Consider the following 22979-nt stretch of genomic DNA (forward strand, 5'->3'; position numbering starts at 1 on the left):
TCCTGCTGCTTGCTGTAGAGGCTGTTCAATTCGCTGACGACTCTGTCAAGCTCTTTACTCTTCTTCTCTATCGCTTTGCGCAACTCCTCATAAGCTGCCAGCTCGTCAGGTGTCATGTGTTCTTTTATGTTCTGCATGGGCTTCCCCTCTTCCTGAGGTATGCTTCTATTCTGTATGTCTCAACGCGCTCACTCCCTGCCTCGTAGATGCTGATGAGCTTGCTCTCAAACTTTGTCCCACATGCGGGACAGATCAGCCCATTTCGCTCTGTAAGTAATTCGGTTCCGCAGTTCATGCAGAACAATTCAAGCCCTCCTTTTCAGTTCTTCAAGGTACTCGCCCAACCTGCGCTCCTTTTCGCGCTTTATCATTTGATGCAGCTCTGTAAGCCCAGAGTCTGGAAGCTCCGCCAGGTACTGCCTTAGAAGGTTCTTCAAAAACGACTTATAAGCTTCTAAATCCCGACTATGTAAACACCTCGCGCATACAGGGCTCACCTGATGCCGATAAACCAGGGTCGTGAAATCGTGGCATGAGTAGTCCTCTTTTACTTTCTTTTCGTGTTTTTTGCACCATAACAATGTGTTTCCGCTCATTTCGCCTCCAACTCCTTTCTCCTTTTAATCTCCCGGCTCAAAGTCTGCTGGCACTTAAACAGTTGCCTCTCTAGCTGCTTTGCCCGCTCCATCCACTTGTTGCGCTTTCTGAGCTCCACGTTCTCCCGCTTCAGCTTCTTGATCTCCTCCTTGAGCTCCCTCACTGCCTGGCTCTTCATCCATGCATTTCTCAGCTCGCACTTCTGGCACTCCAGGCGCTTGAGCGCCTTCGCCACCGCGTCGGCTGTCTCACGTGTTATCATGTTTTCGCCTCACGTGTCTGCCTATCCTGATTTTGCGGATTGGGAGCTTCTGAGTCTTCATGAAGACTTTCCTGCTATGGTGGTAGTTCGCCCGCGCGAAGTCTTTGCGTCTGAGAAGCTCGACGGCAGCGAAGATTCTATACCGCTCTTCTCTGATTCTGAGGGGGTATCTCAGCGGCTCTATCTTCGCTTCAAAGTATTCGATGATTGCTTTTCCTACGTCGAGAAGCGCCTTGATTGCGTAGATTTCAGCGATGCTCATGTCAGCCCCATCTCCCTCCTGCACCTCTCGCAGCTTCCAACCGGCTCACCGCAGAAGTTGCAGATAGGGCGCTCTTGCTTTAACCGTGCCCGTCTCAGTAAGTCTCTTAACTTCTCAAGCTGCCGCTCCTGCTTGGTGAGCCTGCGCCTTTTACTCCTTGCCATCTTCCTCACCGGATTTCAGTAGCTTTTTCGCCATCTCCTCAGCCTGTTTCTTCGTTGCTTCCTTCTCTCTGAAGTACACGTCTTTCTGCTTCTCCAGCATGCGGTAGGCAAGCTTTGAGAGTTCCAGGTGCTCTATCTCGGGGTCTTTGCCTTGTGATACCTCAGCCTCAAGATTTATGCTGAAGGTGACCGGCTCAAAGCGCGATTCCTGCAGTTTCTTCGCGTATCCGACTGAAATCTTAGTTATCTTCATTGTCTCCACCCTGTAATTTTCCTGCTTCTGTGAGGAGTTCAGCGAGTCTTTTTAGCTTCCTCCCCTTCTCCTGCGTGTACAAATCGGCGTTGAATGATGGATTTTTGTTTCCTTCAATGCGCAAAGCGATTTTTATCTCTTCTAGCATGATTTCAACGTCTACGAGTTCTTCAATCAATTTGAATGTGTTTGCCTGTCCTCTGAAGCCCTTGCTTATCACGTGTGTTAGTTCGGCCATTTCTTCTATAAGCATGAGAAGCTGGGACTCTATACCCCACTTCTCAATTGCCATCCTGTACAGCTTTTCCTCCTGCATTGCTACCACCCTGCTATCACTCCCTCAAGTCTGCGCTCAAAACGCCTTGTCAGAGGGTTGTAGATTGTTGTGATCTCTGCGCAGCGTGATAGCCTGCGCGCATAGTTCTCCTCGCATGCTTTCTTATTGAGAACCATGCAGCGCCTTCCCTGCCGTGCAAGACAGATTGCGAACTTCCCGCGTGGATGTTGCTCCTCATACTTGCACATCGCTCCCGCCCTCCTTGATGAGCTTCCACTGAATTATTTCGAAGAGCGTGTCTGGCTGCGCCCTGTAGGTTCTGCGTAAGAACCTGCGCAGCTTGTCAAGAGGGGAACAATATTCTGCTTCGTACCTGCATCCCTCTATCTCAGGGAATTTGGTGGAGAATCCATAGCCACCGCACCGCAATTTTCTGCACACGCTCTGAAAGCCTCGCTTGAACCCGTCCCTCTCTGCATCTTCCTCTGTAAGTTCATCAAATCTCTTCAGCACTACTGAGGTGACGATTTTCAAGCCTCCTCCCTCCTTTCACTCACGTTCTCAAGTTCAGCTCTGACAAGCCAATAGCCCATCCATATCAGCATTGAAAGAATAGCGAACATTGCGATACCTGCTCCGGAGGCCTCATTGATTATCCAATACAAGAGCCTCGCTACGCTTGCGCAGAATAGGAGAAACGCTGATATCCCTACCGCTCCTTTCACAAATTTACAACTAAAACATCCCTGTTCCACTCTCACACCTCCACCTTCGCCTTTTCCTCCGCCTTCATCACCTTATGCCACCCATAGTACAGTATTACAGCCCCCGCCGCACCGATGAGGGCAGCAATGACTTCGTGTATGCCAATTTCGTAGAGCCAGAACCCTCCTACGTAGAGGCCCGCCCCACAAACGCCGTAGAGGAAAGCATTTCTTAGTCTCACGGCTCACCCCCCTCTTGGAAGCAATCCAGGTCGAAAACGTAGCGGTTGCTTTCCTTTGGGCAATCTCCGTCACTCTCAGATATACAACACTTTATTCGCTTCTCAGAGCCGCCCAGGGCTGCCATTTCATCGTATACCTCAATACAACAGCTTGCATCTCTCAGTTTGTGCATCCTCATCCCTCCTGCATAAACACTTTTAGAGCTGCGAGCATCTGCTCAAGCTCTGAGAGCTTATCGGATACGCTCGCGAATCTAATTTCATGTTCCCAAGTACCCCATGCCTGCAGAAGCACCTTTTCAACTGCTTCTGGATCCGCGCCATCTGGATACACCACGTCCCTCACATTGCCCTCGTTGTCTGCGCATACCAGAAGTCTGTACCTCCCATATAGACCTGAACATACCCATTCTGTCCATATTTTCATGCCTACCACGCTCCCATCCAGGCATTAATTGCCCTGAGTCGTATCCAGTACTGCAGGCGCTCCCCTGGTGGAGCCTCGCGGAGCGCCTCCTTGACCTCACGCCTGCGCTGCTGGAGTTTCCCCAACCCTGGTGGGAAGTTATTCCGGAGCATGTCCCTCCCCCTGCTGCTCCTGTGCATCAGCCTCCTCATTAAGTACCCACTCGAGCGCTGCTATCCAGTCGTCAATGTTTGTCCTCAGGTTCTTGAATTCCAGAATATTTACAAACCGCTTCAAATGCCTCAATTCGTCCAGTTTAAGCAGTACCTCTTCCCTACTCCTCACACCGTTCCCCCCTTCCACCAGGCGCTATTTTCTTCATGTCGTGGTGCTATGAGGAAAATGAAGTCATGGTCGCTGAAATCCTGATTTCGAAGGTCGTTCAGTATGTGGATTGATGAAACTGCGAGTACTGGTGCCTTATCGTCTTTGGCATGAATGTAGAAGTAGTGGAGATCGCTGAAATCATAGCCCAGCGACATCGCAGCCATCCACGCGCTGGTCAGGAACTGCAATTCAAATGAAATTCCATAGAGGTCATCAACGAAGCGCGGAACATCTTCGTCGTCTTTAATCCCGAACTCGCTAAGGTCTACAGGCTCAATACAGACCGGAGGAAGGCGGTTTTCAAGGTCTTTTAGATTCAACGTCGCCCGCACCGAATAAACATCTACTATCACCCTTCCTCTCCCTCCTTATACGGGCTCGTCCCCGCGCTTTATCTCGCAGATTGCCACAACCATGCGGTTACGGTAGTCTTTGATAATTTCCCCGTTGTACTCGCAGTGCTCGCAGCGCTGCTTTTTCCCGCTCTTGTATACTCTGAGGAGTGCAGCAACAGTGCATGCTACATAGAGTAGTCTGTCTTCGAGGTATCTGTTGCAGTACTGCAGCCTGCAGCCGCAGATGATGTGAAAGTGCAGGCTGTGGTGGCTGCACTTTTTGCGCTGGCAGTTTATCGCGTGGTCGCAGCGGAGTATCGCAACGCTGCGCACGTATTCGCGGAGCGGTTTGGCTTTGAGTGCCTGCTGCATTAGAGATACACCCCCTTAGCACAGGCATAAGAAGCAAGCACGGATGTGAAGCTCAATAAGCCGCCACTGGCGACATCCCATCCTATATGACCATGGAGGGCTAATACCTCTGAGATTATCGCTACTGTGCCTGTAAATATCAGTGCGAAGAGGTACACCATGCTTAATGTCTCTCGCTTCAATTGCCTCCCTCCTTGAGCATCTTCTCAAGTATCTCCCGGCGGCGTTTCTCAGCCCTGCGCTCGAAGCTGGCTTCGTAGATTTTCTGCTCCAGCATCCCGGCGAGCTTGAGAAGGCTATGCCCAAATGCGCCGAGTAAAACAGTCACCGCGACCATGATAGGCACGAGCACCGGGTAAGCGAGCAGGACGATTATGTATGTCACCAGGGCGCTTGCCGTGACCCCTATCAGCCACCAAAGCAGGAGTTGCCTAACCCCTTTAAGGTTCAATCTTCTCCCTCCTCCAGGATTTCGTCGAGCCCGAGCTGTTTGCGAATAAATTCTCCAAGTTCGCCTTGGCAAATCGTTTCTGGGAGTTTGCCGCTCTTGCAGAGAGGTTTGAATACTTCGATTGCTGCTTTTGTTTGCATCTCTCTTTCTTTGAGCTTCAGCTTTGTTTCTTCGAGTTTCTGTTTTCTCTCAAGCTCTTCGCGCTTCCAGTCGATTTCCATCTTCTTTTTCAGTAGTTGTGGGTCCTGCTCGCGGAGGCTCTCGATTATCTGATCCTTTTCCTTTAGCTGCTTTTCAAGCTGCTTGATGCGCCGCTCTAGGATGCCGACCTTATCCTTGAGCAACTGCTTCTCCTCGTCGTCTGCCTGCGCTGCTGTTAGTTCATCCCAGTGGCGGAGTACGTACTCCAGCGCCTGGTTAAGTGATTTGATATCGCCGTTATGCTGCCGTACAAGCTCCAAAAAGCCGTCAAGATTTTCCTTTTCAACTTTTACTTTCTTCACCTTCTCACCTCACTCTTCGCGGTCTGGCGGGGGCTGGAAAAAAAGTGTTGGGAGGGGTTTGGGGAAGAAGTGCACCTATCTCCATGCCCCTTTCGCCCCGCTTCAAAACTCCTTTCCAGAAGCCACGTCTGGTATTCGCTCCGCAAAAACTGATCACATCGCGCCTGCTGTGCCTCAACCTGCTTGTCGTGCTGAAGGCAGTAGTCAGGGACAAAATGCAGACACACTGCGCATTGTTCAATCTCGGAAAGGTGGGAGGGGGCGCGGGGTTTGGAAGATATAGAGGAGATGGTAATGTGGTGTCTTGGGAGGTGGAGAGTATCGGATCCCTCTTCTACCTGATTTCCCGCGCCCCTTTCTCCAACAGGGTAGTAGCGTGTGACGTTCCCTGAAACTCTCTCCCTCACAGCGATGATTTTCCCTTTCTTTTTCAGGGCTCTGATTTGCACTCTTATAGTGTTTGGATTTGAGAAACCAAGAGTTTCTATGATTTCCTTACGGGTGATGCCAGGATTTTTGCAGATGAGCAGGTAAACATCGTGCTGCATCTATCTTGCCCTCCTCACTCTGTTTCTGATTAGATAGATGCAATTCTCTGCAAAAAGCAAGACTGCAAGACCAAAGAGTAGCGTTCTCACAGAATAATCAAGAATATCGTAGAGATAGTTAAGGTGTTTCAGCTGTAGACGTTCCTCATCTGACAGCCTCGATAAATCTGTTTGGTTAGGGATAGTCCTGCCGTTGAAGAGTCCTTCTTTTATTATCTCAGCGTCCACGCCGTACTGCCCGTAGAGATACCTGTGTGTCCCCTCATGGAATGTAGTGATATACGAATCAAATGCTACAAACGCAAACAACGGGAGCGCCGCTATGATTATTTTCAGTGACATCTACTCCTCATCCTCCCAATAGCCCAGCCTGTGGTAAACGTAAAGTAGGGTGAATAACACCATGCCGAAGAGTAAGAGCTGGGCGAGCGGGGAGATATATGGCTCCGGGCTCATGTTGCACATCACCTACCCCTCCGCCGTTGCAGTTTGTGCGCCGTTGGTAAGCTGCAGAACAAGTGTTTGAAGTTGCTTGATCTGTTCCTGCTGCTTCTCAACAATGTGCCTAAGTTCCTGAACCTCAGCAACTTCCTGGAGTGCCTGCGCGGGGTTGGCTGTGAGCTGCTTCTTGAGCTTCATGAACTCCTCGCGCATCTGCAGAATGATGTTATCCTTTGCGCGGCTCTCCGCCTCCAGGCGTGCAATCTTTTCCTCTATGCTCTCCTGCTGGCGGCGGAGCTTCTCCGCCTCCTGTTCCATTGCTGCGTATGGGTCGAGATAGCGCTTTGCGCGACGGTAGATGTCTGCAAGACTGGGCTCGCCATCTGGGCCGGGTTCGAACAAATGACTGTTGTAGTAGACAACGATTGACTTGTCAACCTTCTTGCCTGTGATGTACCGCGCTGTCTCGTGGTCCTTGACGCTGACAAACGTGCTGAAGCAGTAGCCCCTGAGTACGTGTGGTGAGAATTGCTCACCGTTCTCCTTGATGCCTGCTTTTTTCTTGAGGTCTTTCCAGGCTTTCTGGGTGGCGCTCTGAGTTACAAACCTGTGGTTGTGTCCCGGGAAAAGCGGGTCGCCTGGTTTGATGTTCTTCTTTTTCACCCATGCGGCGAGGTGCTGGACCCATACGCCAACGTAGCCAACGTAGCGCTTGCGCTGTGAGCGCTGTTCTCTGCCACGTGTCTTGCTGCGGAACCAAGGAAATATGACTGTCTCTGGTAATGGTTCCTGGTTAAGCTGTTCAAGTAACTCCTCTGTCGCAACGAGCTTGATGAGATCCCCGCTCATCCCTGTGCAGAGCCAACCACCGAGGAGAACGCGCTGGAAAAGATTGCCCGCCTGCTCAAGGCGGCGGATGTCCTCGATGCTAACTTTGCGCTTGCGGGTGACGTTCTCACCCCACTCCCAGAAGTTGTCGCCCTTGCCGAATGGAGCTGTTCCTGCCGTGTTGCGTAGATAGCCCCTTACCCTCTGTGCCATGCTGTTCCGTGTGTTCGGTGCGTAAGTTTCGCCGCCGCATTCACAATGTAGGCGACCATCAGGCTCGTCGCGTGGTTCGCCTTCAAGCCATGCGCCACATTTTTTACAGGTATGGCGCATCCAGTCCATGAAGGCGCTGATCATTTTATAGGTTGGCAGGTGGCTGCCCACATCCCCTTTCTCCGCCCTCCGCATTGCAGTGAACTCACTGGGGGCCACTGCATCGCGTCCAAGCGCTCTTGTGAGAAAGATGTGGAACACAGTGATATCCCTGCGCAGATACGGTTTTAAAGAGCCCTTCATGCCATAGCGCTGTGCATCCGGGTCATCTTTCACGACACTCTCATAGTACTCTCTGCGTTCTTCCTTTGTTATCAGACCCACTCTGCGCGGGTCAAGCTGTTTGACGAGCTTCTCCACCTCCCGCAGCTGCAACTACACCACTCCTTCCTCTTCCTGAAGTTTCTCCCTGACCGCCTGCCTTACGAAGTCGGAGACGCTTATGTAGCCTTTCGATTGCTGAATAATGCGCTCAATTCTCTACCTCAACCCCTCAGGAATTCTTACATTCAGTGTTGTGCCCTTCATCTTTACGGTACCTCCGCAATGTCTCTACATTATGATTACGAAAGTAACTCTGTAAAATATTATTGTATTACATTGTCTGTGCAATATGTATGCATAGTTTTATATGTAGAGATATAATAATACATTGGTGATACAAATGGGGGAAAGAATACTGAAAGGAAAGAAGGTTTATACGATAAATGTAAGAGTTCAGCCGTTCTTATACAAGTGGCTGAAACAACTTGAACGAGAAGGAGAAATTGGTAATATAAGTGACATAGTTAGAACAGCATTATTCGAGTACAAAATAAAGCGAGAACTTGAAGAAAAGGAAAAAGAATGGACGCCGGATAGACTAATAAAAATAATTAAAGGAAATCCAGAATTGAAAGAAAAAGTCCTAAAAGCTCTGCAGGAGGGGTGAAATTATGTTTGTTGAAGCATCTTGCCCCGTCTGTGAAAGTGAGATTGTGCATGAAGTAGATATATTCAGCAAGAGGGGGGAGACCATCTCAGCATATGTCGAGGTCAAACAAAGCTGGGAACTCAGGGAGTTCGTATCTATGAAGGTAGTGGAGATCTTCCAAATGCTTCCACTTCCCACGAAAGTTATCAGGGAGAACCTAAGAGCACTTGGACTTGACAAACTTGCAGATAAAATCGTCGAAGAGGTCAAGCTCTATGGAGCATATGAGCGCGAGGGGATACTTCTCCCTGCTTAGCCTGCTTATTATATTATCTATATTAGCAGGGTGTACAGAGGCGCCAGAGCTGCGGAGTGTTCCTGGGCTCAGCGGGGCCTCTATCGGGGTGATTGTGGAAAACCCGGAGCAATACCTAGGAAAAGAGGTAAAGGTGAAGGGGAAGCTGATTATTTTGTGGGGGATTCTCGAACAGGATAGGGCTTACTTAGAGGATGAGAATGGGTATAGGATTGAACTGCGGCTCCCTGGAAAGGTGCTAACGAAAGGGTGGGACCTAGGTAATAGGATGCTCTATGCAGGTGAGGTTTATTCGATGGCTGGAAAGGTAATGTCCTACGAAGTGTGTGATTGCCAGTATAAGTACAGCGACAGTGATTACTGGAAAGACATGATCGGAAAGAATCCCTTGGTTGTAGAAGAATGCCTTATCCCTCCGCAAGCTTTGAGTAAGGGTGTATACAAGGAATACCGCTGTAAACCAGGGACTGTCATGACAAAGTACTATCTTGATGTGGGGAGGGTGGAATGAAGGCGCTTCTCTGGTTTGTTGTGCTGCTCATCTCTGCACTTGTTGCGGTGAATATCGATAATAAGGAGGCAGTGTACACTGCAGCCCTCTTGGCACTCTTCATTATGAGCGCAATTATTGTGTACAGAAAGGGTTAGGTGCCCCTTTGGAATTGTCGAGGTACCCCTTCGACAATTGACGAGGTACCCCTAACTTTTCAGTCCCGGAAGCTCAAAATATAGGGGGCCCTAAAATTCGTTTAGGGGGACCTTTTAGGGGTACCTGGCTAGGGGGCCCTAGGTTACCATTTTCATAGTGTCACATTTTTAGGCAAAAATAAGGCCAAATCGTGCCCCGTTAGGGGGTCCTTTGGGGGTACCTAAGCTGACCGGAAACACATTTAGGTACCCCTGACACTGGAGAAGTAGTAAAAAAAGTTAGTATCCTTTTAAAATCTTAATACGCACTGGGGCAGTAGCTGGGTTGCTTCTTATGGCATACGGCTTTTATGTAGCTCACGCACTAACACCAGAGCTTCTGCCCAATTTGTATCTTGGCACAGCTTTCTTCTTTTTGCTCACTTTTAGAGCAATCACAGCAGACAAGAAAGAATTTAATATAAAGACAAATGTAATCTGGAGTAAAATTAGCTTAATTTTCGGTTATATACTGATATTTTTCTCTTTTTATGCATTAATTTTTAATGTTCGCTATCCAGAGCAGGGATTTATGGTAGCTTTCGCAACACCAGTCAGCATACTGTGTTTTTTGCTGTCATACAGATTTTATGAGAAAGATAAAGTATTAATAAAGGTACCTTCTTTTGTAAATAAAGTAATATTGGTAATTTTATCAGTTATAGCTGTAATATATCTTTATGATACGCCAAAAACAAAATTTTATCCTCCCATCAAATATTCGGCATTACTTAGCATTTTATTTATAATTTGGACGTTTTTAGTTCTGTATTTCATCATAAAAAACGCAAATCAGAGGGATGCCGATTAGACATGTGATTTTATCTGGCATCCTTATAATACTCACCACATCGGCAGGCTTTTTCATTGACCAAAATTTTGGAGTTTCATGGGCCCCAGAGGGGCCCGTCCCAGAGTTGTCAACAATGGATATTCTCTTAACCAACTTTAAGACCATAAGTATAATATCTTTGTTCTCAATTTTGGGAATGCCGGGTTTATTTGTGGCTTTATCTACGGCGTTTGATGTAGGAACTGGTATATCAAGGATAAATAGATAAGCTTTAATCAGCATCTGAGTTAAAAACCCTGCACCTCAACCTGTAGGTCTTGCCATGTCTTTTCCTTTCTATAACCCCCCGATTTTCGAGATCTTTAACCAGCCTCCACAGCTTGGGTTTTGAAAAATCCAGGACCTTTAGCAGCTTCGCCTGTGTTACTTCCGGGTTGTTGATTATCGCCTCTACTATCTGCCTTTCGTCAAGTCTCAAAAGGGAGATAATGCTGTTATTTTCGGTTCTTTTCAGCTGGAACACCACTTCAACCCTCTCATATCTGACAAGGTCCTCCGGGCTCAGGATTATTTTAACCTTTTTAACCGAACCGTTATTAGGATCCATTTTTATTTCCTCCGTATCTCAGGGGGCATGGGAAGGAACTTATCTTTGGCGCATCCATAAGAAGGCTTGAATAAGGAATTTCAGGTTTGTATCACCCTCCAGTATCTTTCTGAAATTATCGTCGGGTGATTTCAATAGATTCACTGCATCCATATTTGGCATATTCAAACCCCATATTCTTTTTGGAACAATCTATCGGCGGTATATTTAAGCATTTCGCCCAACGAATTGCATAAATTGATTTAAATAATAAAAAAGCTTGGATATATATCAAAAAAAATAAAAACTGTGCCCTTTTATGAAAATCCATAAAAATAAATTTGTATAGAAAAGTATAAAAAGGGTGTCTTAATAAGAGCTAATGCCAGCTGCCAAAACAGAAAGTAAAATAAAATGGAGGGGAAACTGTGGCGAAGTTGTACAGGCTACCCCTGAAACTGAGAGTTCTAATTGCCTTGAATAATAATAATCCTTCAGGCCTGAAGGATATTCAGAAAATAACAAATACAAAGGCACAGAATCTCTGCCCGGCATTGAGGGAGCTGTGCCGTCAGGGTGTTGTGAAAAAGCTCAGAAGGGGGCAGTATGGGCTTAGTGTCAGGGGAAAGCTAATTGCTGCTAAAATGGCCGAAACATTTGAATATATCGATTTTTTGGACGATAATAAAAATTTTTTTGACTCACGCTGCTTAGAAAGTTTGCCCCGCAAATTTCTAGATGATTTTGCGGTTTTTAGATATTCAACTTTAATAGACAACAAAATCAACCCTCAGCGGGCTATATATCACATATCAGAAATGTTTACCAGGGAAGAAGAATTTATCCTGGGGGCGTCTCCAGTAATTACGATGGAGTGGTCAATGGCTATTACGCATGCCGCTAAGAGGGGTGTAGATGTAAAACTCATCACCCCGGAATTCGTTTTGAAGGAAATATTAAGGGATGAATTTATTAAAAATACCAGAACTTTTTTCACTCTTCCCAACACGGAGTGGTTTGTAAATCCACACCTTAAATTCGGTATAGGAGTTACCAGCAGGTATGTTGTGCTCGGATTTTTTACCAATAAGGGAGAATTTGACCCCTTTGAATATCTGTATTCTGATAATAAGGAGGCGATTCGGTGGGGTGTCAGACTTTTCAATGAAATAAAAAGCATGTCAAGGAAAATAGAAATGAAGGAGCTTCCTTTACCATAGCCAGCACTCACGGCTTCCCCAGAAGGAATCTCTCCGGCTCGCGGTCTAAATCAATGAACTCGTCAGCCGCCTGAATAAGCTTGGAGGAGCAGCTCCTGCCGAAGGCCATGACCTCCACCCTGCACCCAAGGGCGCGGCGCAGGTGCTCCACCAGCGGTGTAAAGTCGCCGTCTCCGCTCACCAGTATTATAACGTCGAGCTTAGATGCGAGTTCTATTGCATCCATGGCTATGCCTATGTCCCAGTCTCCCTTCTTGTGCCCTCCCGGAAACACCTGCAGGTCCTTGGCCTTGACCTCATAGCCCATACTCTGGAGCACATCGAAGAAGGACTGCTCCTCCTCTATGCCCGCACGTATCACATAGGCTATTGCCCTTATCAAACTCCTCCCCCTTACTGCCTCCTTGAGAATCTCTTTAAAGTTGACCTTGGAATTGTAAAGTGCCCTCGCCGAGTAGTACATGTTCTGCACATCAACAAAGACGCCGACGCGCTGCCCGGAATACAGGTTCGAAGCCTCCCAACTGGAACGCAGATTCTTCATCCCTTCTACTTTCTTCTTCAAGGTTATAAAAACTATCGGAGAATATTTTTTATATCCCTTATGCGATTACTATGAGCGAGGCTGTGCTATGGACCTGTATGAATATCAGGGAAAGCAGATTTTTGCACACTATGGCATACCCGTGCCCAGAGGTGAGGTCGCCTCTTCGCCAGAAAAGGCGAAAGAGATAGCGGCGAAGCTGGGCTCAGAGGTGGTGCTCAAGGCCCAGGTGCTCGCGGGCGGCAGAGGCAAGGCGGGCGGAGTGAGGTTTGCCTCATCACCTGAAGAGGCTGAGAGCGTGGCGAGGGAGCTGCTCTCCATGGAGCTGAAAGGTCATGCTGTGAAAAAGGTGCTGGTGGAGCAGAAGCTGGGCATCCGCAGCGAGATATACGCGGGGATGACCATCGATAGAGCGAGAGGCAGAGCAATCTTTATGGTGAGCAGCGAGGGAGGCATGGATATAGAGGAGGTGGCAGAGCACTCACCTGAAAAGATATTCTCCCGCCATGTTGACCCCTTTGTTGGCTTTTATCCCTACATGGCGCGAGAGCTTGCCTCGCAGCTTGACCTGGAGCCAGAGGAATTTAAGAAGGTCAGCGGCGTGCTTCTGAAACTTTACCGCGTATTTTCTGAGAAAGACGCCCAGCTGGTGGAGATTAACCCCCTCGTTATAGCCGAGGAAGGTGTTTTTGCAGCAGATGCAAAGATTGTTATAGACGAGGACGCACTATTCAGGCAGGATTTTGAGGAGAAGGCGCGGGGCATGCCCTACGTGGAGCTCGGCGGCAGCATAGGCTGCATAGTCAACGGCGCGGGTTTGGCTATGTCCACCATGGATACCCTCAAGCATCTGGGAGGCGAGCCAGCCAACTTCCTCGACATAGGGGGTGGAGCGAGCAAGGAGGTGATGCGCGAGGCCCTGCTCAAGGTGGCATCTCACCCGAAGGTCAGGGTCATATTCATAAACATCCTGGGCGGTATCACCCGCTGTGATGAGATTGCAAGGGGCATTCTCGAGGCGAGGCAGGGCATTCACCTGCCTCTGGTGGTGCGCTTCCGTGGAACCAACGAAAGCGAGGGCATTGCGCTGCTTCAGCGTGAGGGTATTGAGGTTGAAAGGGACATGCTCACAGCGGCAAAGCTGGCGATTGAAAAGAGCAGGGAGGCAGCATAATGAGCATACTCATAGATGAGGGTACCCGTGCTATAGTGCAGGGCATCACTGGCGCACAGGGAAGCTTCCACACAAAGCTGATGCTGGACTACGGTACCCGCATTGTCGCTGGCGTAACCCCCGGCAAGGCCGGAGAAGAGGTGCATGGCGTACCTGTGTACAACTCTGTGAAGGATGCACTTTGTGAGCACGATGCCACCGCCTCCATAATTTTTGTTCCTGCACCCTTTGCCCTCGACGCAGCGCTTGAGGCGATTGAAAACCTGGAGCTTGTGGTTATAATCACCGAGGGCATACCTGTTCACGATGCGATGAAGATAAAAGCATATGCGGAGCGCCATGCAAGCCGGGTGATTGGCCCCAACACCGCCGGTATAATCTCCCCGGAGAAGAGCAAGCTGGGAATAATGCCTGCCCAGGTGTTCAGGCGCGGAAATGTGGGTGTGGTCTCACGCAGCGGTACCCTCGCCTATGAGATAGCCCTCGCAATAACCGAAGCCGGCTTTGGTGAGAGCACCCTCGTGGGCATAGGCGGCGACCCTGTGGTGGGCACAGGCTTTGTGGAGATGCTCCAGATGTTTGAGGGCGACGAAGAGACCAGCGCCATTGTGCTAATAGGCGAGATTGGCGGCGATGCTGAAGAGCGAGCCGCTGAGTTCATAAAGACAATGAACAAACCGGTCATTGGATACGTCGCTGGCTTAACCGCTCCCCCCGGGAAGCGCATGGGACATGCAGGTGCGATAATCTCCCGAGGCAAAGGCACAGCCGAGAGCAAGATTAGGGCGCTGGAAGCAGGAGGAGCAAGAGTTGCCAGGATTCCCCAGGAAATCCCAGGGCTTCTTGAGCAGGTGCTCCGGTAAACAATGGAAAAACTTTTTTAAAAGTTACGCCAGAAAAGTAGGATAAATAAAAGGGTTGATGCTCATATGGGAGTTTCCATTACCATAGCCTCAGGAAAGGGCGGCGTTGGCAAGACCATGCTCACCAGCAACCTTGGCATCGCCCTTGCTCAATTCGGCAAAGATGTCACCATTTTAGATGCAGACATAGAGATGGCGAATCTCGAGCTCCATCTCGGCATGGAGGGGATGAATATCACCCTGCATGATGTGCTTGCAGGAGAAGCACAGGTTTCTCAGGCGGTTTACGAGGGACCCGCAGGTGTTAGAGTTGTGCCCGCTGGCATAAGCCTGGACGGACTGCGCAAGGCAGACCCCGAGAGACTTGAATATGTACTTGAAAAGCTGCTGGGTGAGACAGAGATTCTGCTCATAGATGCCCCCGCAGGACTCGGAAGACCTGTGGTAACAGCCCTCGCCACCGGAGAGCAGCTTCTGGTGGTGGCAAATCCAGAGATCTCCTCAATGAGCGATGCCCTCAAGACCAAGATAGTTGCCAGAAAGCTGGGTTCCAATGTCCTCGGCGCGGTGTTAAACCGCGTGGGCTTTGACAGAAGCGACCTTACAATACAGGAGGTGGAGGTAATACTTGAAACCCGGGTTCTTGCCACCATCCCTGAGGACTGTGAGGTCAGGAGGAGCACAGCCTATGGCGAGCCGGTAATCCTCCGGGTACCGGACTCACCTGCATCTGTTGCTATAAAGAAGCTTGCCGCAGATTTAATTGGGGAGAAGTACATACCGCCATCTCCCAAGAGGGGAAGCTTTATGAAACGCCTGATAAACGGCTTGTTTGGGGGTGTTTGATGGGGGTATATCTTGCAATCTACGTTCTGCTCTTCATAAGCATTATGTTCAACATCCTCTTCCTTTTAAGGATTAAGTACCTCCGGGAGGAAATCAGGGAAATTAAGGGAGGGATGCAGCTCTCAAAGGACGAGCTTGACAGAATTAAGAGCAGACTGCTTAATATAAGGGACAGAAGTTAGCGCCTTCGCAGGCGATTTATTATCCTCTCCAGCAGAGAAGGCGGTGGGGGTGAGTAGCTCCTGCCTATCAGGTCTGCGGCCAGCCTCATTATCTCCCTTGTTGGGTGGGAATAGGGGTACCTGAGCACAAAGGGTTCCTCATACGCGAGGGCCTCCTTTACCACCTCATCCTCCAAGAGCACTGCTATGACGTTCGTATCCAAGGTGTTCTCAATCTCCTGCACACTGAGTTCCCTCGCCTTGCCCTCAACCATGTTCATCACCGCCCCTATTGTGCGGGCACCCATTCGTTCGGCAAGCAGCTTCATCTTCAGCGCGTCTGAGACACTTGAAACCTGGGGTATGGTTACGATTATTACCTCCTGCCCCTCATCCATAACCATCGCCGCATCCCTGCCCGCCGGGGCGTCTATCACCAGTATCTCTATATCCCTGGGTATCTCGCGCAGTGCTGCCTTGAGCATCTCCATGTTGTCCTCGTTGAAGCCATCCAGGGTTATTCCAGCAGGGATTATCTTAACACCTTCCGGGCCTTCGTACATAACATCGCTGATATCCAGCCTCCCCTTCAGCACGTCGATAAGCGCCACAGGTGGATTTTTGAGACCAAGAATTATCTCCAGGTTTGCCATCACCACATCCGCATCCAGCACAGCTACGCGCTTGCCGAACATACTTAGCGCTACCGCAAGGTTGGCTGCTATTGTGGTCTTTCCCACTCCACCCTTACCGGAGGCTACAACTATTACTCGAGTCATTGCTCCTCGCCTCCTTAAGCGCCTCTATCCCCGGGAGCTTTTCTCCTGCAAGGAAGAGAAGCATCGCCTTGCCGCCGGTACTTATGAAGGATATCCTCTTCCTAAGCCCCTGCTTCGCGGCGATGGCGGCGAGGTGTCCCCCGCCTATTACCGTAAAGCCCCTGCACCTCGCCATAGCCTTGAGCAGCTCCTGGCTTCCCAGGGCAAACTCCTTTATCTCAAAAACGCCCGCCGGGCCATTGGCAGCAACCACGGCGGCGTTTTCTATTATGTTGGAGTACCTTGCGATGGTGTCTATGCCTATGTCCATAATCTTCAGATTGGGAAGCTTATCCACACTCGCCTCTGCTCGTGAGCCGTCTCTCTTAAATGCCAGGTCGGTTGGAACCTGAATCTTCTCCCCGTACCTTTCCAGAAGCTTCTTTGCCTTTTTCACAAGTGCCTCAAACCCCTTCTCCTTCAACACCACCTTATTAACCTCGCCCACATCCCTGCCCTGGGCGAGAAGAAACACATTCGCAACCATGCCAGAGGTTAGCACAACATCGGCTATACCCCTGCTGAGAAGCTTCTCCATAACCCTTATTGAATCCTTTGCCTTGGCTCCGCCAAAGCTGAAAACCTTGGGCTCCTCCTTACTATTCAGCACCTTTGTAAGATTTTTGACCTCTTTTTCGAGGAGCCTGCCAGCATAGCTGGGAAGAACCACTGGAAAGGCAACAACACTCGGCTGAGGGCGGTGGGCAACTGCAAAGGCGTCATTAACGTACGCATCGACGTATGAAGCCAGCTTTCTCACCAGATTGGTCGCAGCCTGAGACCTTGGGGGCTTTGACTTAACCTCCTCCACAACCTCCTCGCTGCAGAAGCGAACATTCTCCAGCATGAGAACCTCACCGCTTTTGAGACGGAATATCTCATCCCTCGCAGCCCTGCCAAAAACATCGTCGACATAGCGCACCTCCCTTCCGAGAAGCCTCGAAAGACGCTGCGAATGCGCCTCCAGCGTGGTGAAATCCTCCAGTCCGGGACGACTCTGATGGGCCAGCAGAACCAGCTTCGCATCGGAAAGCTCATCTATGGTGGTGATGTGGCTCCTCATCCTTGTGTCGTCAAGGATTACACCGGTACTTGGCTCAATTGGCGAGTTTATGTCGATGCGCATCAGAACGCGTCTGTCCATGAGGTTTGTTCTATCCAGCGTGGGCAGTCCCAACTGAAATCACCACTTGAGATTTCTTCCAGCAACGCTATATATATTTTTGGCTTTTTTATTGGAGTCGTTATTTTCAGGGGTTGAAGTTATAAACGCGTAGCAAAGGGATAAGTTATAAATAACCCCCGGAGCCAGATAATCATTTTAAGGCTGATATTATGCCTTATGATTTCTTTGACTTTGAGAAAAAGAAAAAGGGTAAAGGTAAAATTGTAGATATCCTCGGAGATGCCCAGAAGGAGAGCCCAAAAAAGAGACTTGAACGCAAGGGTCAGACAAAGCGTGCGGCCGGGGGCCTTCTTGGCATCTCAAGGGAGGAAACCGGCAGCTACCTTGAGAGTTTTGATAAGATTCGCCGAATAGGCGAAGAGGTGGTTGGGGAGGTACTGGAGGAGGCAAAAGACCACCGCATAGTAAAAAAGCCCGGAGAAAAGTTGCCGATATATGTGGTTTTTCTGCCGGAACTAACCGATAAAGATAAACGGATTCTGAAGGACATCGAACGCCGAGCAGTTGCAGAGATAACCATTGACCCCGAGAGTTTTCTGGACAGAGAAAAGAGAAGGGGGGCATTTCTCAAAGAAGTTGTTGCTCTGATTGACCTCAAGTATTCCAGCATCCCAAAGCACAGGCAGCACGCCTTTGCGGAGCTGATAGTCCAGAACATGATAGGCTACGGCTTACTCGAGCCTCTTCTCAACGACGATGCCCTGGAGGAGGTGATGGTGGTAGGGACCAGGAAGCATGTCTATGTGTATCATAGAAAGCACGGGATGTGCAAGACCAACATCGTCTTCGAAAGTGATGCTGAGATTGAAAAGATAATAAACCGCATAGCAAGGAGCATCGGCAGACGTGTGGACCTCACCTCGCCCCTGCTGGACGCCCGCCTCAGCGACGGCTCGCGCGTGAATGCAACCGTACGCCCCGTCTCCCTCGATGGTCCCTCGCTTACCATAAGAAAGTTCAGAAAGGACCCCCTCACCGTCGTTGACATAATAAAATTCCGCACCCTGACCACGGAGCTTGCAGCCTTTCTCTGGCTGGTTGCCGAGGGCTACGGCGTAAAGCCGGCGAACTTCCTGGTCAGCGGGGGCACGGGTAGCGGCAAAACTACAACGCTGAACTGTCTGGGCAGCTTTATACCTCCTACGGACAGGGTCATAAGCATAGAGGATACCGCGGAACTTCAGCTGCCTGTGGAACACTGGATTCGCCTGGAAACGCGCCCGCCCAACGTCGAGGGCAAGGGCGAGATAAACATGGAGATGCTCCTCAAGAATACGCTGCGTATGCGTCCCGACCGCATAATTGTGGGCGAGGTTCGCAGCGCAGAGGCGAGAACCCTCCTTGCTGCTATGAACACAGGACAGAACGGCTGCCTAGGTACCCTCCATGCCAATACCGCACGCGAGACCATAACCAGACTTACCTCAGCGCCCATGAATGTGCCCATGATAATGATACCATCGCTGGACTTCATATTCATGCAGAACCGCTTCTCATACAAGGGCAGGACGGTGCGGAGGATAACAGAAATCGCCGAGGTTACCGGAGTAGAAGATGGCAAGGTGAAGATAAACATAATCTACGAGTGGGACCCTCAAGATGACACTATAAAGCCTACAGGCGTTCCATGCATACTGAAGAGTAAAATCGCCGAACTGAGAGGGGTTTCGCTTAAGGAGGTGGACGCGGAGATAGGGCGCAGGAAGCGCGTGCTCGAGTACATGGTGGAGAACAACCTCCGCAGTATAAAGGATGTGGGGAGGTTAATAAGGGAGTACTACATTAACCCAGAGAAGCTCCTCAGGAAGATTGAGGGAGAACCTGAGAAGGAGGAGAAGTCAAAGAGGCAGAAGCGAGGCTATCTCCTCCTTGTGGGCACCGAAAAAGAGGAAGTTAAGGAGACTTTGCTGGAGCAGAATGCGCACCGCAAGATAGTGAAGGTGGAGGATGAGAAAAATCCACGCTATGTGGTACCCCTTCCGGCGCTTTCTGTGCGGGAGAAGCAGCTGCTGGAGGAGATAGAGAATCGTGCCGTGAAGGAGATAAACATAGACCCTGAGAGCATACCTGACAGGGAGGAGAGGAAGCGGATATTCCTCAAGCATGTGCTTGAGGTGATAGAGCGCTACTTCCCTCAGGTTCGCATCGCCAAACGCAAGGATATAGCAAGGCTGGTTGTAAACAACATGGTGGGCTATGGTTTGCTGGAGTTTCTGCTCAGCGACGACCAGCTTGAGGAGATAATGGTTATAGGGACGATGAAACCCGTATACGTGAACCACCGCGACTACGGAAACTGCAGAACGAACATCGTCTTTGAGAGGGATGTGGATACTGTGAGAATAATAGAGAAGGTTGCCAGCTCTGTGGGGAGAAGGATAGACAAGTCCACACCCCTGCTGGACGCCCGCCTCAGCGACGGTTCGCGTGTGAATGCCACCATCCCCCCTATCTCCCTGAATGGACCCACCATAACAATAAGAAAGTTCCGCTCACAGCCGCTGACAGTTGTAAACCTGGTAGAGTTTCACACCCTCAACACCGAGGTTGCCGCATACCTCTGGCTGGTGGTGGAGGGTGTGGGGATAAAGCCGGGAAATATTCTCGCTGCTGGAGGCGCCGGCAGCGGCAAGACCACCACACTGAATGTGCTGTGCTCCTTCATCCCAGAGACAGAGCGCGTCATAACCATAGAGGACACTGCAGAACTTACCCTTCCGGTGGAGCATGTAGTGCGCCTTGAAACTCGACCGCCAAACGTAGAGGGTGAGGGTGAGGTTACAATGGACGACCTGGTGAAGAATACGCTGCGTATGCGTCCTGACCGCATAATTGTGGGTGAGGTTCGCGGGCGTGAAGCGAGAACACTTTTTACAGCCATGAACACAGGTCACGACGGCTGCATGGGTACTGTGCACGCCAACTCCGCCAGGGAGACCCTTATAAGGCTCACAAATCCGCCCATGGAGGTGCCGGAGATAATGCTCCCCGCCCTCGACCTCATACTAATGCAGAACAAGATATACCACAAGGATAAGACACTGCGAAGAATAACAGAGGTGGCGGAGGTGGTGAGCGATGAGGACGGCAGAGTAAGCCTCAACAACGTGTACGAATGGGACCCCAGAGAGGACAACCTGGTGGCGACAGGCGTACCGAGTGTGCTGAAGCAGAAGCTCGCCCGCCTGAAGGGGGTTTCAACAAAGGAACTGGAGGAAGAGCTTGAGAGGAGAGAGAAAGTATTATCATGGATGGTGGAGAATCATATAACCGACATCAGAGAGGTCTCGAGGACATTCAACAGGTACTACTCAGACCCTAAAGCGCTGCTGCAGGAGATTGAACTTCACAGGAGTATAGGGAAATAAGATGGCAAATGTAATAGTAAGGCTGATAGAAAAAATTGGAGAGCTGACAGTAACCAGAGCGGAAAGCGTGGCCAAGAGGGCGCAGGAGATCTCATTTGCTCTATCCGAGCAGGAAGAGGCTGCGAAAAAACTTCAAAAGAAGAAGGAAAAGGAGAGGGAGGAGAGAAAGCGCGCCATTGAGGAGAAGCTCCTCAAGCTCCGGGAGACGGTTGCGCTGGAGGATGAGCTTCCAAGTGAAGAGACCTTTGAGATTGTTCCGGAGCGTGAAGAGCTGCGCGAGCCCTTCGCCACAAGGTTGGTTAACATAATTTCAGAGCTCTTCTCTGGCTATGAGAGAGCACCCTCCTCCTTCTTTGCAAATATTCAGGAGGACCTGTACAAGGCAAACATAATAATGCCCGCCTCAAAATATGTGGCCTTCGCCATGGGGGCGAGTGTTATTGTTGCAATTACCTCTGCGGTAATCTTCAGCCTAGTTTTTGCTGCTACTCTCGGCGCCCTCGGGTCGCTTATAGGTCTGGTACTCGGCCCACTGCTCGGGGTCTTTACCTTCTTCTATGCAAGAATATACCCCAAATCCAAAGTCAAGGCGCGCACCGACGCCTTCTCAAGGGAGCTGCCCTTTGCCCTCCGCCACATGGCGACACAGCTCACGAGTGGTGCGGGGCTGCTTGAGACGATGCGCTCCGTGGCGCAGAGCGGATACGGTGTACTGAGCGAAGAGTTCAGGCGGGCTATCCAGGAGATAGAGCGCGGTGCAACCATAGAGGAAGCCTATGACAGGATGAACCTGCGTATAGACTCACCGGGGTTAAAAAAGGCCTCCAGGCAGATAATCTCGACGCTTCGCACCGGCGGAAACCTTGCAAATACGCTGAAGATAATCGCCGAGGAGGTTGCAACTGAGATGAGAATGAAGCTCAAGGACTACATCCAGATTTTGAATACCTTCTCGCTGATGTACATGTTTGCAATTGTCGTGGCGCCGGTGCTTATAACCACGCTGGTGATAGCCATGGGCATAGCCATGAAGGGTTTGCCAATATCTGCGAATGTGATGTGGATGCTCTACTTCGCCTTTTTCGGGGTAGGGATATACATGTCCTTCATGGTTAAACGCTTTGAGCCGAAGGTGTGAAAATGGCAGAGAAGATTAACAGGCTGAGAAGTATTCTCGGGAAGCTTCGTATGCCCCAGTTTCTGGTCCCAAAGCGATATCTCATCTCAATGGAGATAATGCTTGCAAATGCAAACATCTCCTTCTCTGCCCGGGAATGGATTGGTATATTCTCTGCCCTGGGGGTTGTGCTCTTCGTCTTAGTTTCGCTGATTGTGAACATCGTCGCTGGTATAGGGGCGTTCTTAATCACAGAAGCGCTCATGTTTTTGATACCCAGAATGCAGGCAGAGAAGCGAAGGTCGCAGATAGAGGAGGTTCTCCCCGACGCTCTGCACCACATGGCTGTTTCAATCCGCACTGGCATGGTGCTGGAGGCGGTTATTCAGGAGATTGCAGAGGCAGAGTACGGTGCTTTAAGCGATGAGTTCTCCCAGATAACCCTTGAGATGCGCAGAGGAAGGCCGCTGAGGGATGCGCTCCTCGCCTTTTCTACACGAACCGGCTCAAAGCAGATAGAGCGGGCAATGCGTCTGCTTCTTGAGGGTATAGAGAGCGGCGGCCCAATAAGCGATGTTCTTGAGGAGGTGAGCGAGGATATCCGCGCCGTTCGCATGATTCAGCGCGAGCGCAAGTCACTGACTTCACAGCAGGTTTCTTTTCTTGCAATGGCGAGTTTAATGGCGGGTCCTTTTGTTATGGGCGTTGTAGGTGCGCTGCCGACGATTATGACACAGGCCATGGCAGGCACAGGTGGAGTAGAGCAGTTCCCGCTGGAGGAGATAAATTCCATTATGATGGCCCTGTCCTTCTACGTCGTCGCCCAGGCTATAAGCGGGGGGATAATGATGGGGGTTGTTATGTATGGTGATTTTAAAAAAGGGTTTAAATTCGCGCTTCCCATGGGAATCGTGGCCTATATCGTGTTTGTTGGAGTAAAAAGCCTTATGCCCGGGATGCTTGCCGCCTTTTAAATGTGCCACTCCCGTAAACCCGCGATTCACATTCGCGTAAACGAGAGTTATATATATGTGCTAGACTATATTTTAACCACAAAGGAGGTGCCGATACATGCTAAAAAG

40 protein-coding genes are annotated in these 22979 nt (G+C 50.0%); 12 read left to right on the forward strand and 28 right to left on the reverse strand.

The genetic code is table 11. The features are described from left to right. Nucleotides 1-124 precede the first annotated feature (124 nt). From ACXJJW_RS02210 to ACXJJW_RS02320, 23 genes are all read right to left on the reverse strand, one after another. Nucleotides 125-295: a hypothetical protein gene (locus tag ACXJJW_RS02210; RefSeq protein ID WP_456474088.1), complete on the reverse strand. Its 171-nt coding sequence runs from the start codon at nucleotides 293-295 to the stop codon at nucleotides 125-127. Between the two features lie 10 nt (nucleotides 296-305). Then, the gene (locus tag ACXJJW_RS02215; protein ID WP_456474089.1) at nucleotides 306-596 is read right to left on the reverse strand and encodes a hypothetical protein; all 291 of its coding nucleotides are present in this window, start codon (nucleotides 594-596) and stop codon (nucleotides 306-308) included. After that, nucleotides 593-859 carry a hypothetical protein gene (locus ACXJJW_RS02220; RefSeq protein WP_456474090.1) on the reverse strand — a complete coding sequence of 89 codons (267 nt, stop codon included), beginning with the start codon at nucleotides 857-859 and terminating at the stop codon, nucleotides 593-595. Before ACXJJW_RS02220 ends, ACXJJW_RS02215 begins: the two co-directional genes overlap by 4 nt. Next, nucleotides 846-1121, reverse strand: coding sequence for a hypothetical protein (locus ACXJJW_RS02225; RefSeq protein WP_456474091.1), 276 nt, complete (start codon nucleotides 1119-1121; stop codon nucleotides 846-848). Before ACXJJW_RS02225 ends, ACXJJW_RS02220 begins: the two co-directional genes overlap by 14 nt. Then, on the reverse strand, nucleotides 1118-1285 hold the full coding sequence (locus tag ACXJJW_RS02230; protein ID WP_456474092.1) for a hypothetical protein: 168 nt from the start codon (nucleotides 1283-1285) through the stop codon (nucleotides 1118-1120). Before ACXJJW_RS02230 ends, ACXJJW_RS02225 begins: the two co-directional genes overlap by 4 nt. Next, nucleotides 1272-1538 carry a hypothetical protein gene (locus tag ACXJJW_RS02235; RefSeq protein ID WP_456474093.1) on the reverse strand — a complete coding sequence of 89 codons (267 nt, stop codon included), beginning with the start codon at nucleotides 1536-1538 and terminating at the stop codon, nucleotides 1272-1274. Before ACXJJW_RS02235 ends, ACXJJW_RS02230 begins: the two co-directional genes overlap by 14 nt. Further along, nucleotides 1525-1854, reverse strand: a complete 330-nt coding sequence (locus tag ACXJJW_RS02240; RefSeq protein WP_456474094.1) for a nucleoside triphosphate pyrophosphohydrolase family protein — start codon at nucleotides 1852-1854, stop codon at nucleotides 1525-1527. Before ACXJJW_RS02240 ends, ACXJJW_RS02235 begins: the two co-directional genes overlap by 14 nt. 2 nt (nucleotides 1855-1856) lie before the next feature. After that, entirely contained in the window at nucleotides 1857-2063 is a 207-nt protein-coding gene (locus tag ACXJJW_RS02245) for a hypothetical protein (RefSeq protein ID WP_456474095.1), read from the reverse strand. Beyond that, nucleotides 2050-2349: a hypothetical protein gene (locus tag ACXJJW_RS02250; protein ID WP_456474096.1), complete on the reverse strand. Its 300-nt coding sequence runs from the start codon at nucleotides 2347-2349 to the stop codon at nucleotides 2050-2052. Before ACXJJW_RS02250 ends, ACXJJW_RS02245 begins: the two co-directional genes overlap by 14 nt. Continuing rightward, nucleotides 2346-2576, reverse strand: a complete 231-nt coding sequence (locus ACXJJW_RS02255; protein WP_456474097.1) for a hypothetical protein — start codon at nucleotides 2574-2576, stop codon at nucleotides 2346-2348. The genes ACXJJW_RS02250 and ACXJJW_RS02255 overlap by 4 nt, the downstream gene beginning before the upstream one ends. Then, entirely contained in the window at nucleotides 2573-2761 is a 189-nt protein-coding gene (locus ACXJJW_RS02260) for a hypothetical protein (RefSeq protein ID WP_456474098.1), read from the reverse strand. The genes ACXJJW_RS02255 and ACXJJW_RS02260 overlap by 4 nt, the downstream gene beginning before the upstream one ends. Next, on the reverse strand, nucleotides 2758-2934 hold the full coding sequence (locus ACXJJW_RS02265; RefSeq protein ID WP_456474099.1) for a hypothetical protein: 177 nt from the start codon (nucleotides 2932-2934) through the stop codon (nucleotides 2758-2760). The genes ACXJJW_RS02260 and ACXJJW_RS02265 overlap by 4 nt, the downstream gene beginning before the upstream one ends. Before the next feature lie 2 nt (nucleotides 2935-2936). Further along, complete coding sequence (locus ACXJJW_RS02270; RefSeq protein WP_456474100.1) at nucleotides 2937-3188, reverse strand: hypothetical protein; 252 nt, start codon at nucleotides 3186-3188, stop codon at nucleotides 2937-2939. A 2-nt stretch (nucleotides 3189-3190) separates the two neighbouring features. Further along, the gene (locus ACXJJW_RS02275) at nucleotides 3191-3340 is read right to left on the reverse strand and encodes a hypothetical protein (RefSeq protein ID WP_456474101.1); all 150 of its coding nucleotides are present in this window, start codon (nucleotides 3338-3340) and stop codon (nucleotides 3191-3193) included. Further along, nucleotides 3327-3512 carry a hypothetical protein gene (locus tag ACXJJW_RS02280; RefSeq protein ID WP_456474102.1) on the reverse strand — a complete coding sequence of 62 codons (186 nt, stop codon included), beginning with the start codon at nucleotides 3510-3512 and terminating at the stop codon, nucleotides 3327-3329. Before ACXJJW_RS02280 ends, ACXJJW_RS02275 begins: the two co-directional genes overlap by 14 nt. Further along, on the reverse strand, nucleotides 3509-3907 hold the full coding sequence (locus tag ACXJJW_RS02285) for a hypothetical protein (RefSeq protein ID WP_456474103.1): 399 nt from the start codon (nucleotides 3905-3907) through the stop codon (nucleotides 3509-3511). Before ACXJJW_RS02285 ends, ACXJJW_RS02280 begins: the two co-directional genes overlap by 4 nt. 15 nt (nucleotides 3908-3922) lie before the next feature. Continuing rightward, on the reverse strand, nucleotides 3923-4261 hold the full coding sequence (locus ACXJJW_RS02290) for a hypothetical protein (protein WP_456474104.1): 339 nt from the start codon (nucleotides 4259-4261) through the stop codon (nucleotides 3923-3925). Nucleotides 4262-4439: 178 nt separating this feature from the next. Then, nucleotides 4440-4712, reverse strand: coding sequence for a hypothetical protein (locus ACXJJW_RS02295; RefSeq protein WP_456474105.1), 273 nt, complete (start codon nucleotides 4710-4712; stop codon nucleotides 4440-4442). Next, the gene (locus ACXJJW_RS02300; RefSeq protein ID WP_456474106.1) at nucleotides 4709-5215 is read right to left on the reverse strand and encodes a hypothetical protein; all 507 of its coding nucleotides are present in this window, start codon (nucleotides 5213-5215) and stop codon (nucleotides 4709-4711) included. Before ACXJJW_RS02300 ends, ACXJJW_RS02295 begins: the two co-directional genes overlap by 4 nt. Further along, nucleotides 5212-5763 carry a winged helix-turn-helix transcriptional regulator gene (locus tag ACXJJW_RS02305; RefSeq protein WP_456474107.1) on the reverse strand — a complete coding sequence of 184 codons (552 nt, stop codon included), beginning with the start codon at nucleotides 5761-5763 and terminating at the stop codon, nucleotides 5212-5214. Before ACXJJW_RS02305 ends, ACXJJW_RS02300 begins: the two co-directional genes overlap by 4 nt. Continuing rightward, complete coding sequence (locus ACXJJW_RS02310; RefSeq protein WP_456474108.1) at nucleotides 5764-6105, reverse strand: hypothetical protein; 342 nt, start codon at nucleotides 6103-6105, stop codon at nucleotides 5764-5766. It lies immediately after the preceding gene. Further along, nucleotides 6106-6228, reverse strand: a complete 123-nt coding sequence (locus ACXJJW_RS02315; RefSeq protein WP_456474109.1) for a hypothetical protein — start codon at nucleotides 6226-6228, stop codon at nucleotides 6106-6108. Nucleotides 6229-6231: 3 nt separating this feature from the next. Beyond that, a complete protein-coding gene (locus ACXJJW_RS02320; RefSeq protein ID WP_456474110.1) occupies nucleotides 6232-7680 on the reverse strand; it encodes a site-specific integrase in 1449 nt (482 codons plus the stop codon). Between the two features lie 280 nt (nucleotides 7681-7960). On the opposite strand from ACXJJW_RS02320, the gene ACXJJW_RS02325 reads away from it, so the two are divergent. The 4 genes from ACXJJW_RS02325 to ACXJJW_RS02340 are packed head-to-tail and all read left to right on the forward strand — an operon-like array spanning nucleotide 7961 to nucleotide 9182. After that, nucleotides 7961-8236 (forward strand): hypothetical protein, encoded by a 276-nt coding sequence (locus ACXJJW_RS02325; RefSeq protein WP_456474111.1) that lies wholly within the window; start codon nucleotides 7961-7963, stop codon nucleotides 8234-8236. Nucleotides 8237-8240: 4 nt separating this feature from the next. Then, nucleotides 8241-8534 (forward strand): hypothetical protein, encoded by a 294-nt coding sequence (locus ACXJJW_RS02330; protein WP_456474112.1) that lies wholly within the window; start codon nucleotides 8241-8243, stop codon nucleotides 8532-8534. Then, on the forward strand, nucleotides 8494-9045 hold the full coding sequence (locus ACXJJW_RS02335) for a hypothetical protein (RefSeq protein ID WP_456474113.1): 552 nt from the start codon (nucleotides 8494-8496) through the stop codon (nucleotides 9043-9045). The genes ACXJJW_RS02330 and ACXJJW_RS02335 overlap by 41 nt, the downstream gene beginning before the upstream one ends. Beyond that, the gene (locus ACXJJW_RS02340) at nucleotides 9042-9182 is read left to right on the forward strand and encodes a hypothetical protein (protein ID WP_456474114.1); all 141 of its coding nucleotides are present in this window, start codon (nucleotides 9042-9044) and stop codon (nucleotides 9180-9182) included. The genes ACXJJW_RS02335 and ACXJJW_RS02340 overlap by 4 nt, the downstream gene beginning before the upstream one ends. 799 nt (nucleotides 9183-9981) lie before the next feature. Here the strand turns inward: ACXJJW_RS02340 and ACXJJW_RS02345 are convergent. Both ACXJJW_RS02345 and ACXJJW_RS02350 read right to left on the reverse strand, forming a co-directional pair. Further along, a complete protein-coding gene (locus ACXJJW_RS02345) occupies nucleotides 9982-10296 on the reverse strand; it encodes a hypothetical protein (protein WP_456474115.1) in 315 nt (104 codons plus the stop codon). After that, nucleotides 10286-10621: a helix-turn-helix transcriptional regulator gene (locus ACXJJW_RS02350; RefSeq protein ID WP_456474116.1), complete on the reverse strand. Its 336-nt coding sequence runs from the start codon at nucleotides 10619-10621 to the stop codon at nucleotides 10286-10288. The genes ACXJJW_RS02345 and ACXJJW_RS02350 overlap by 11 nt, the downstream gene beginning before the upstream one ends. A 407-nt stretch (nucleotides 10622-11028) precedes the next feature. On the opposite strand from ACXJJW_RS02350, the gene ACXJJW_RS02355 reads away from it, so the two are divergent. Beyond that, the gene (locus tag ACXJJW_RS02355; RefSeq protein WP_456474117.1) at nucleotides 11029-11820 is read left to right on the forward strand and encodes a helix-turn-helix transcriptional regulator; all 792 of its coding nucleotides are present in this window, start codon (nucleotides 11029-11031) and stop codon (nucleotides 11818-11820) included. A 7-nt stretch (nucleotides 11821-11827) separates the two neighbouring features. On the opposite strand, the gene ACXJJW_RS02360 is transcribed toward ACXJJW_RS02355, so the two are convergent. Beyond that, a complete protein-coding gene (locus ACXJJW_RS02360) occupies nucleotides 11828-12364 on the reverse strand; it encodes a LabA-like NYN domain-containing protein (RefSeq protein WP_456474127.1) in 537 nt (178 codons plus the stop codon). Nucleotides 12365-12452: 88 nt separating this feature from the next. Here ACXJJW_RS02360 and sucC point away from each other — a divergent pair, with 88 nt between their 5' ends. The 4 genes from sucC to ACXJJW_RS02380 all read left to right on the forward strand — a co-directional run bounded on the left by sucC (nucleotide 12453) and on the right by ACXJJW_RS02380 (nucleotide 15429). Further along, on the forward strand, nucleotides 12453-13538 hold the full coding sequence (gene sucC, locus ACXJJW_RS02365; RefSeq protein WP_456474118.1) for an ADP-forming succinate--CoA ligase subunit beta: 1086 nt from the start codon (nucleotides 12453-12455) through the stop codon (nucleotides 13536-13538). After that, nucleotides 13538-14401, forward strand: a complete 864-nt coding sequence (gene sucD, locus ACXJJW_RS02370; RefSeq protein WP_456474119.1) for a succinate--CoA ligase subunit alpha — start codon at nucleotides 13538-13540, stop codon at nucleotides 14399-14401. Before sucC ends, sucD begins: the two co-directional genes overlap by 1 nt. 66 nt (nucleotides 14402-14467) lie before the next feature. Continuing rightward, nucleotides 14468-15247: a cell division ATPase MinD gene (gene minD / locus ACXJJW_RS02375; protein ID WP_456474120.1), complete on the forward strand. Its 780-nt coding sequence runs from the start codon at nucleotides 14468-14470 to the stop codon at nucleotides 15245-15247. Further along, nucleotides 15247-15429 (forward strand): hypothetical protein, encoded by a 183-nt coding sequence (locus ACXJJW_RS02380; protein WP_456474121.1) that lies wholly within the window; start codon nucleotides 15247-15249, stop codon nucleotides 15427-15429. The genes minD (ACXJJW_RS02375) and ACXJJW_RS02380 overlap by 1 nt, the downstream gene beginning before the upstream one ends. Here the strand turns inward: ACXJJW_RS02380 and minD (ACXJJW_RS02385) are convergent. Then, nucleotides 15426-16187: a cell division ATPase MinD gene (gene minD / locus ACXJJW_RS02385; protein WP_456474122.1), complete on the reverse strand. Its 762-nt coding sequence runs from the start codon at nucleotides 16185-16187 to the stop codon at nucleotides 15426-15428. The two genes, ACXJJW_RS02380 and minD (ACXJJW_RS02385), sit on opposite strands and share 4 nt — an antisense overlap. After that, the gene (locus tag ACXJJW_RS02390; RefSeq protein WP_456474123.1) at nucleotides 16156-17403 is read right to left on the reverse strand and encodes a phosphoglycerate kinase; all 1248 of its coding nucleotides are present in this window, start codon (nucleotides 17401-17403) and stop codon (nucleotides 16156-16158) included. The genes minD (ACXJJW_RS02385) and ACXJJW_RS02390 overlap by 32 nt, the downstream gene beginning before the upstream one ends. Before the next feature lie 158 nt (nucleotides 17404-17561). Here ACXJJW_RS02390 and ACXJJW_RS02395 point away from each other — a divergent pair, with 158 nt between their 5' ends. From ACXJJW_RS02395 to ACXJJW_RS02405, 3 genes are read left to right on the forward strand one after another with little or no spacing between them, the layout of a single operon-like run. Beyond that, nucleotides 17562-20780 carry a TadA family conjugal transfer-associated ATPase gene (locus ACXJJW_RS02395; protein ID WP_456474124.1) on the forward strand — a complete coding sequence of 1073 codons (3219 nt, stop codon included), beginning with the start codon at nucleotides 17562-17564 and terminating at the stop codon, nucleotides 20778-20780. A 1-nt stretch (nucleotide 20781) separates the two neighbouring features. After that, the gene (locus ACXJJW_RS02400) at nucleotides 20782-21918 is read left to right on the forward strand and encodes a type II secretion system F family protein (RefSeq protein WP_456474125.1); all 1137 of its coding nucleotides are present in this window, start codon (nucleotides 20782-20784) and stop codon (nucleotides 21916-21918) included. A gap of 2 nt (nucleotides 21919-21920) precedes the next feature. Further along, a complete protein-coding gene (locus ACXJJW_RS02405; RefSeq protein WP_456474126.1) occupies nucleotides 21921-22871 on the forward strand; it encodes a type II secretion system F family protein in 951 nt (316 codons plus the stop codon). Nucleotides 22872-22979: the final 108 nt, after the last annotated feature.

This window comes from Candidatus Pyrohabitans sp., assembly GCF_054014795.1.

Bases quoted from the DNA above. Each gene is read 5' to 3' on its own strand.
- ACXJJW_RS02350 (WP_456474116.1), bottom strand. From the start codon at position 10,621: ATGGATCCTAATAACGGTTCGGTTAAAAAGGTTAAAATAATCCTGAGC.
- ACXJJW_RS02245 (WP_456474095.1), bottom strand. From the start codon at position 2,063: ATGTGCAAGTATGAGGAGCAACATCCACGCGGGAAGTTCGCAATCTGT.
- ACXJJW_RS02330 (WP_456474112.1), top strand. From the start codon at position 8,241: ATGTTTGTTGAAGCATCTTGCCCCGTCTGTGAAAGTGAGATTGTGCAT.
- minD (WP_456474122.1), bottom strand. From the start codon at position 16,187: ATGACTCGAGTAATAGTTGTAGCCTCCGGTAAGGGTGGAGTGGGAAAG.
- ACXJJW_RS02225 (WP_456474091.1), bottom strand. From the start codon at position 1,121: ATGAGCATCGCTGAAATCTACGCAATCAAGGCGCTTCTCGACGTAGGA.
- ACXJJW_RS02270 (WP_456474100.1), bottom strand. From the start codon at position 3,188: ATGAAAATATGGACAGAATGGGTATGTTCAGGTCTATATGGGAGGTAC.
- ACXJJW_RS02265 (WP_456474099.1), bottom strand. From the start codon at position 2,934: ATGCACAAACTGAGAGATGCAAGCTGTTGTATTGAGGTATACGATGAA.
- ACXJJW_RS02275 (WP_456474101.1), bottom strand. From the start codon at position 3,340: ATGCTCCGGAATAACTTCCCACCAGGGTTGGGGAAACTCCAGCAGCGC.
- ACXJJW_RS02340 (WP_456474114.1), top strand. From the start codon at position 9,042: ATGAAGGCGCTTCTCTGGTTTGTTGTGCTGCTCATCTCTGCACTTGTT.
- ACXJJW_RS02395 (WP_456474124.1), top strand. From the start codon at position 17,562: ATGCCTTATGATTTCTTTGACTTTGAGAAAAAGAAAAAGGGTAAAGGT.
- ACXJJW_RS02360 (WP_456474127.1), bottom strand. From the start codon at position 12,364: ATGAAGAATCTGCGTTCCAGTTGGGAGGCTTCGAACCTGTATTCCGGG.
- ACXJJW_RS02220 (WP_456474090.1), bottom strand. From the start codon at position 859: ATGATAACACGTGAGACAGCCGACGCGGTGGCGAAGGCGCTCAAGCGC.
- ACXJJW_RS02400 (WP_456474125.1), top strand. From the start codon at position 20,782: ATGGCAAATGTAATAGTAAGGCTGATAGAAAAAATTGGAGAGCTGACA.
- ACXJJW_RS02310 (WP_456474108.1), bottom strand. From the start codon at position 6,105: ATGTCACTGAAAATAATCATAGCGGCGCTCCCGTTGTTTGCGTTTGTA.
- sucC (WP_456474118.1), top strand. From the start codon at position 12,453: ATGGACCTGTATGAATATCAGGGAAAGCAGATTTTTGCACACTATGGC.
- ACXJJW_RS02215 (WP_456474089.1), bottom strand. From the start codon at position 596: ATGAGCGGAAACACATTGTTATGGTGCAAAAAACACGAAAAGAAAGTA.
- ACXJJW_RS02405 (WP_456474126.1), top strand. From the start codon at position 21,921: ATGGCAGAGAAGATTAACAGGCTGAGAAGTATTCTCGGGAAGCTTCGT.
- minD (WP_456474120.1), top strand. From the start codon at position 14,468: ATGGGAGTTTCCATTACCATAGCCTCAGGAAAGGGCGGCGTTGGCAAG.
- ACXJJW_RS02305 (WP_456474107.1), bottom strand. From the start codon at position 5,763: ATGCAGCACGATGTTTACCTGCTCATCTGCAAAAATCCTGGCATCACC.
- ACXJJW_RS02315 (WP_456474109.1), bottom strand. From the start codon at position 6,228: ATGTGCAACATGAGCCCGGAGCCATATATCTCCCCGCTCGCCCAGCTC.
- ACXJJW_RS02380 (WP_456474121.1), top strand. From the start codon at position 15,247: ATGGGGGTATATCTTGCAATCTACGTTCTGCTCTTCATAAGCATTATG.
- ACXJJW_RS02240 (WP_456474094.1), bottom strand. From the start codon at position 1,854: ATGCAGGAGGAAAAGCTGTACAGGATGGCAATTGAGAAGTGGGGTATA.
- ACXJJW_RS02210 (WP_456474088.1), bottom strand. From the start codon at position 295: ATGAACTGCGGAACCGAATTACTTACAGAGCGAAATGGGCTGATCTGT.
- ACXJJW_RS02290 (WP_456474104.1), bottom strand. From the start codon at position 4,261: ATGCAGCAGGCACTCAAAGCCAAACCGCTCCGCGAATACGTGCGCAGC.
- ACXJJW_RS02335 (WP_456474113.1), top strand. From the start codon at position 8,494: ATGGAGCATATGAGCGCGAGGGGATACTTCTCCCTGCTTAGCCTGCTT.
- ACXJJW_RS02345 (WP_456474115.1), bottom strand. From the start codon at position 10,296: ATGCTGATTAAAGCTTATCTATTTATCCTTGATATACCAGTTCCTACA.
- ACXJJW_RS02235 (WP_456474093.1), bottom strand. From the start codon at position 1,538: ATGAAGATAACTAAGATTTCAGTCGGATACGCGAAGAAACTGCAGGAA.
- sucD (WP_456474119.1), top strand. From the start codon at position 13,538: ATGAGCATACTCATAGATGAGGGTACCCGTGCTATAGTGCAGGGCATC.
- ACXJJW_RS02230 (WP_456474092.1), bottom strand. From the start codon at position 1,285: ATGGCAAGGAGTAAAAGGCGCAGGCTCACCAAGCAGGAGCGGCAGCTT.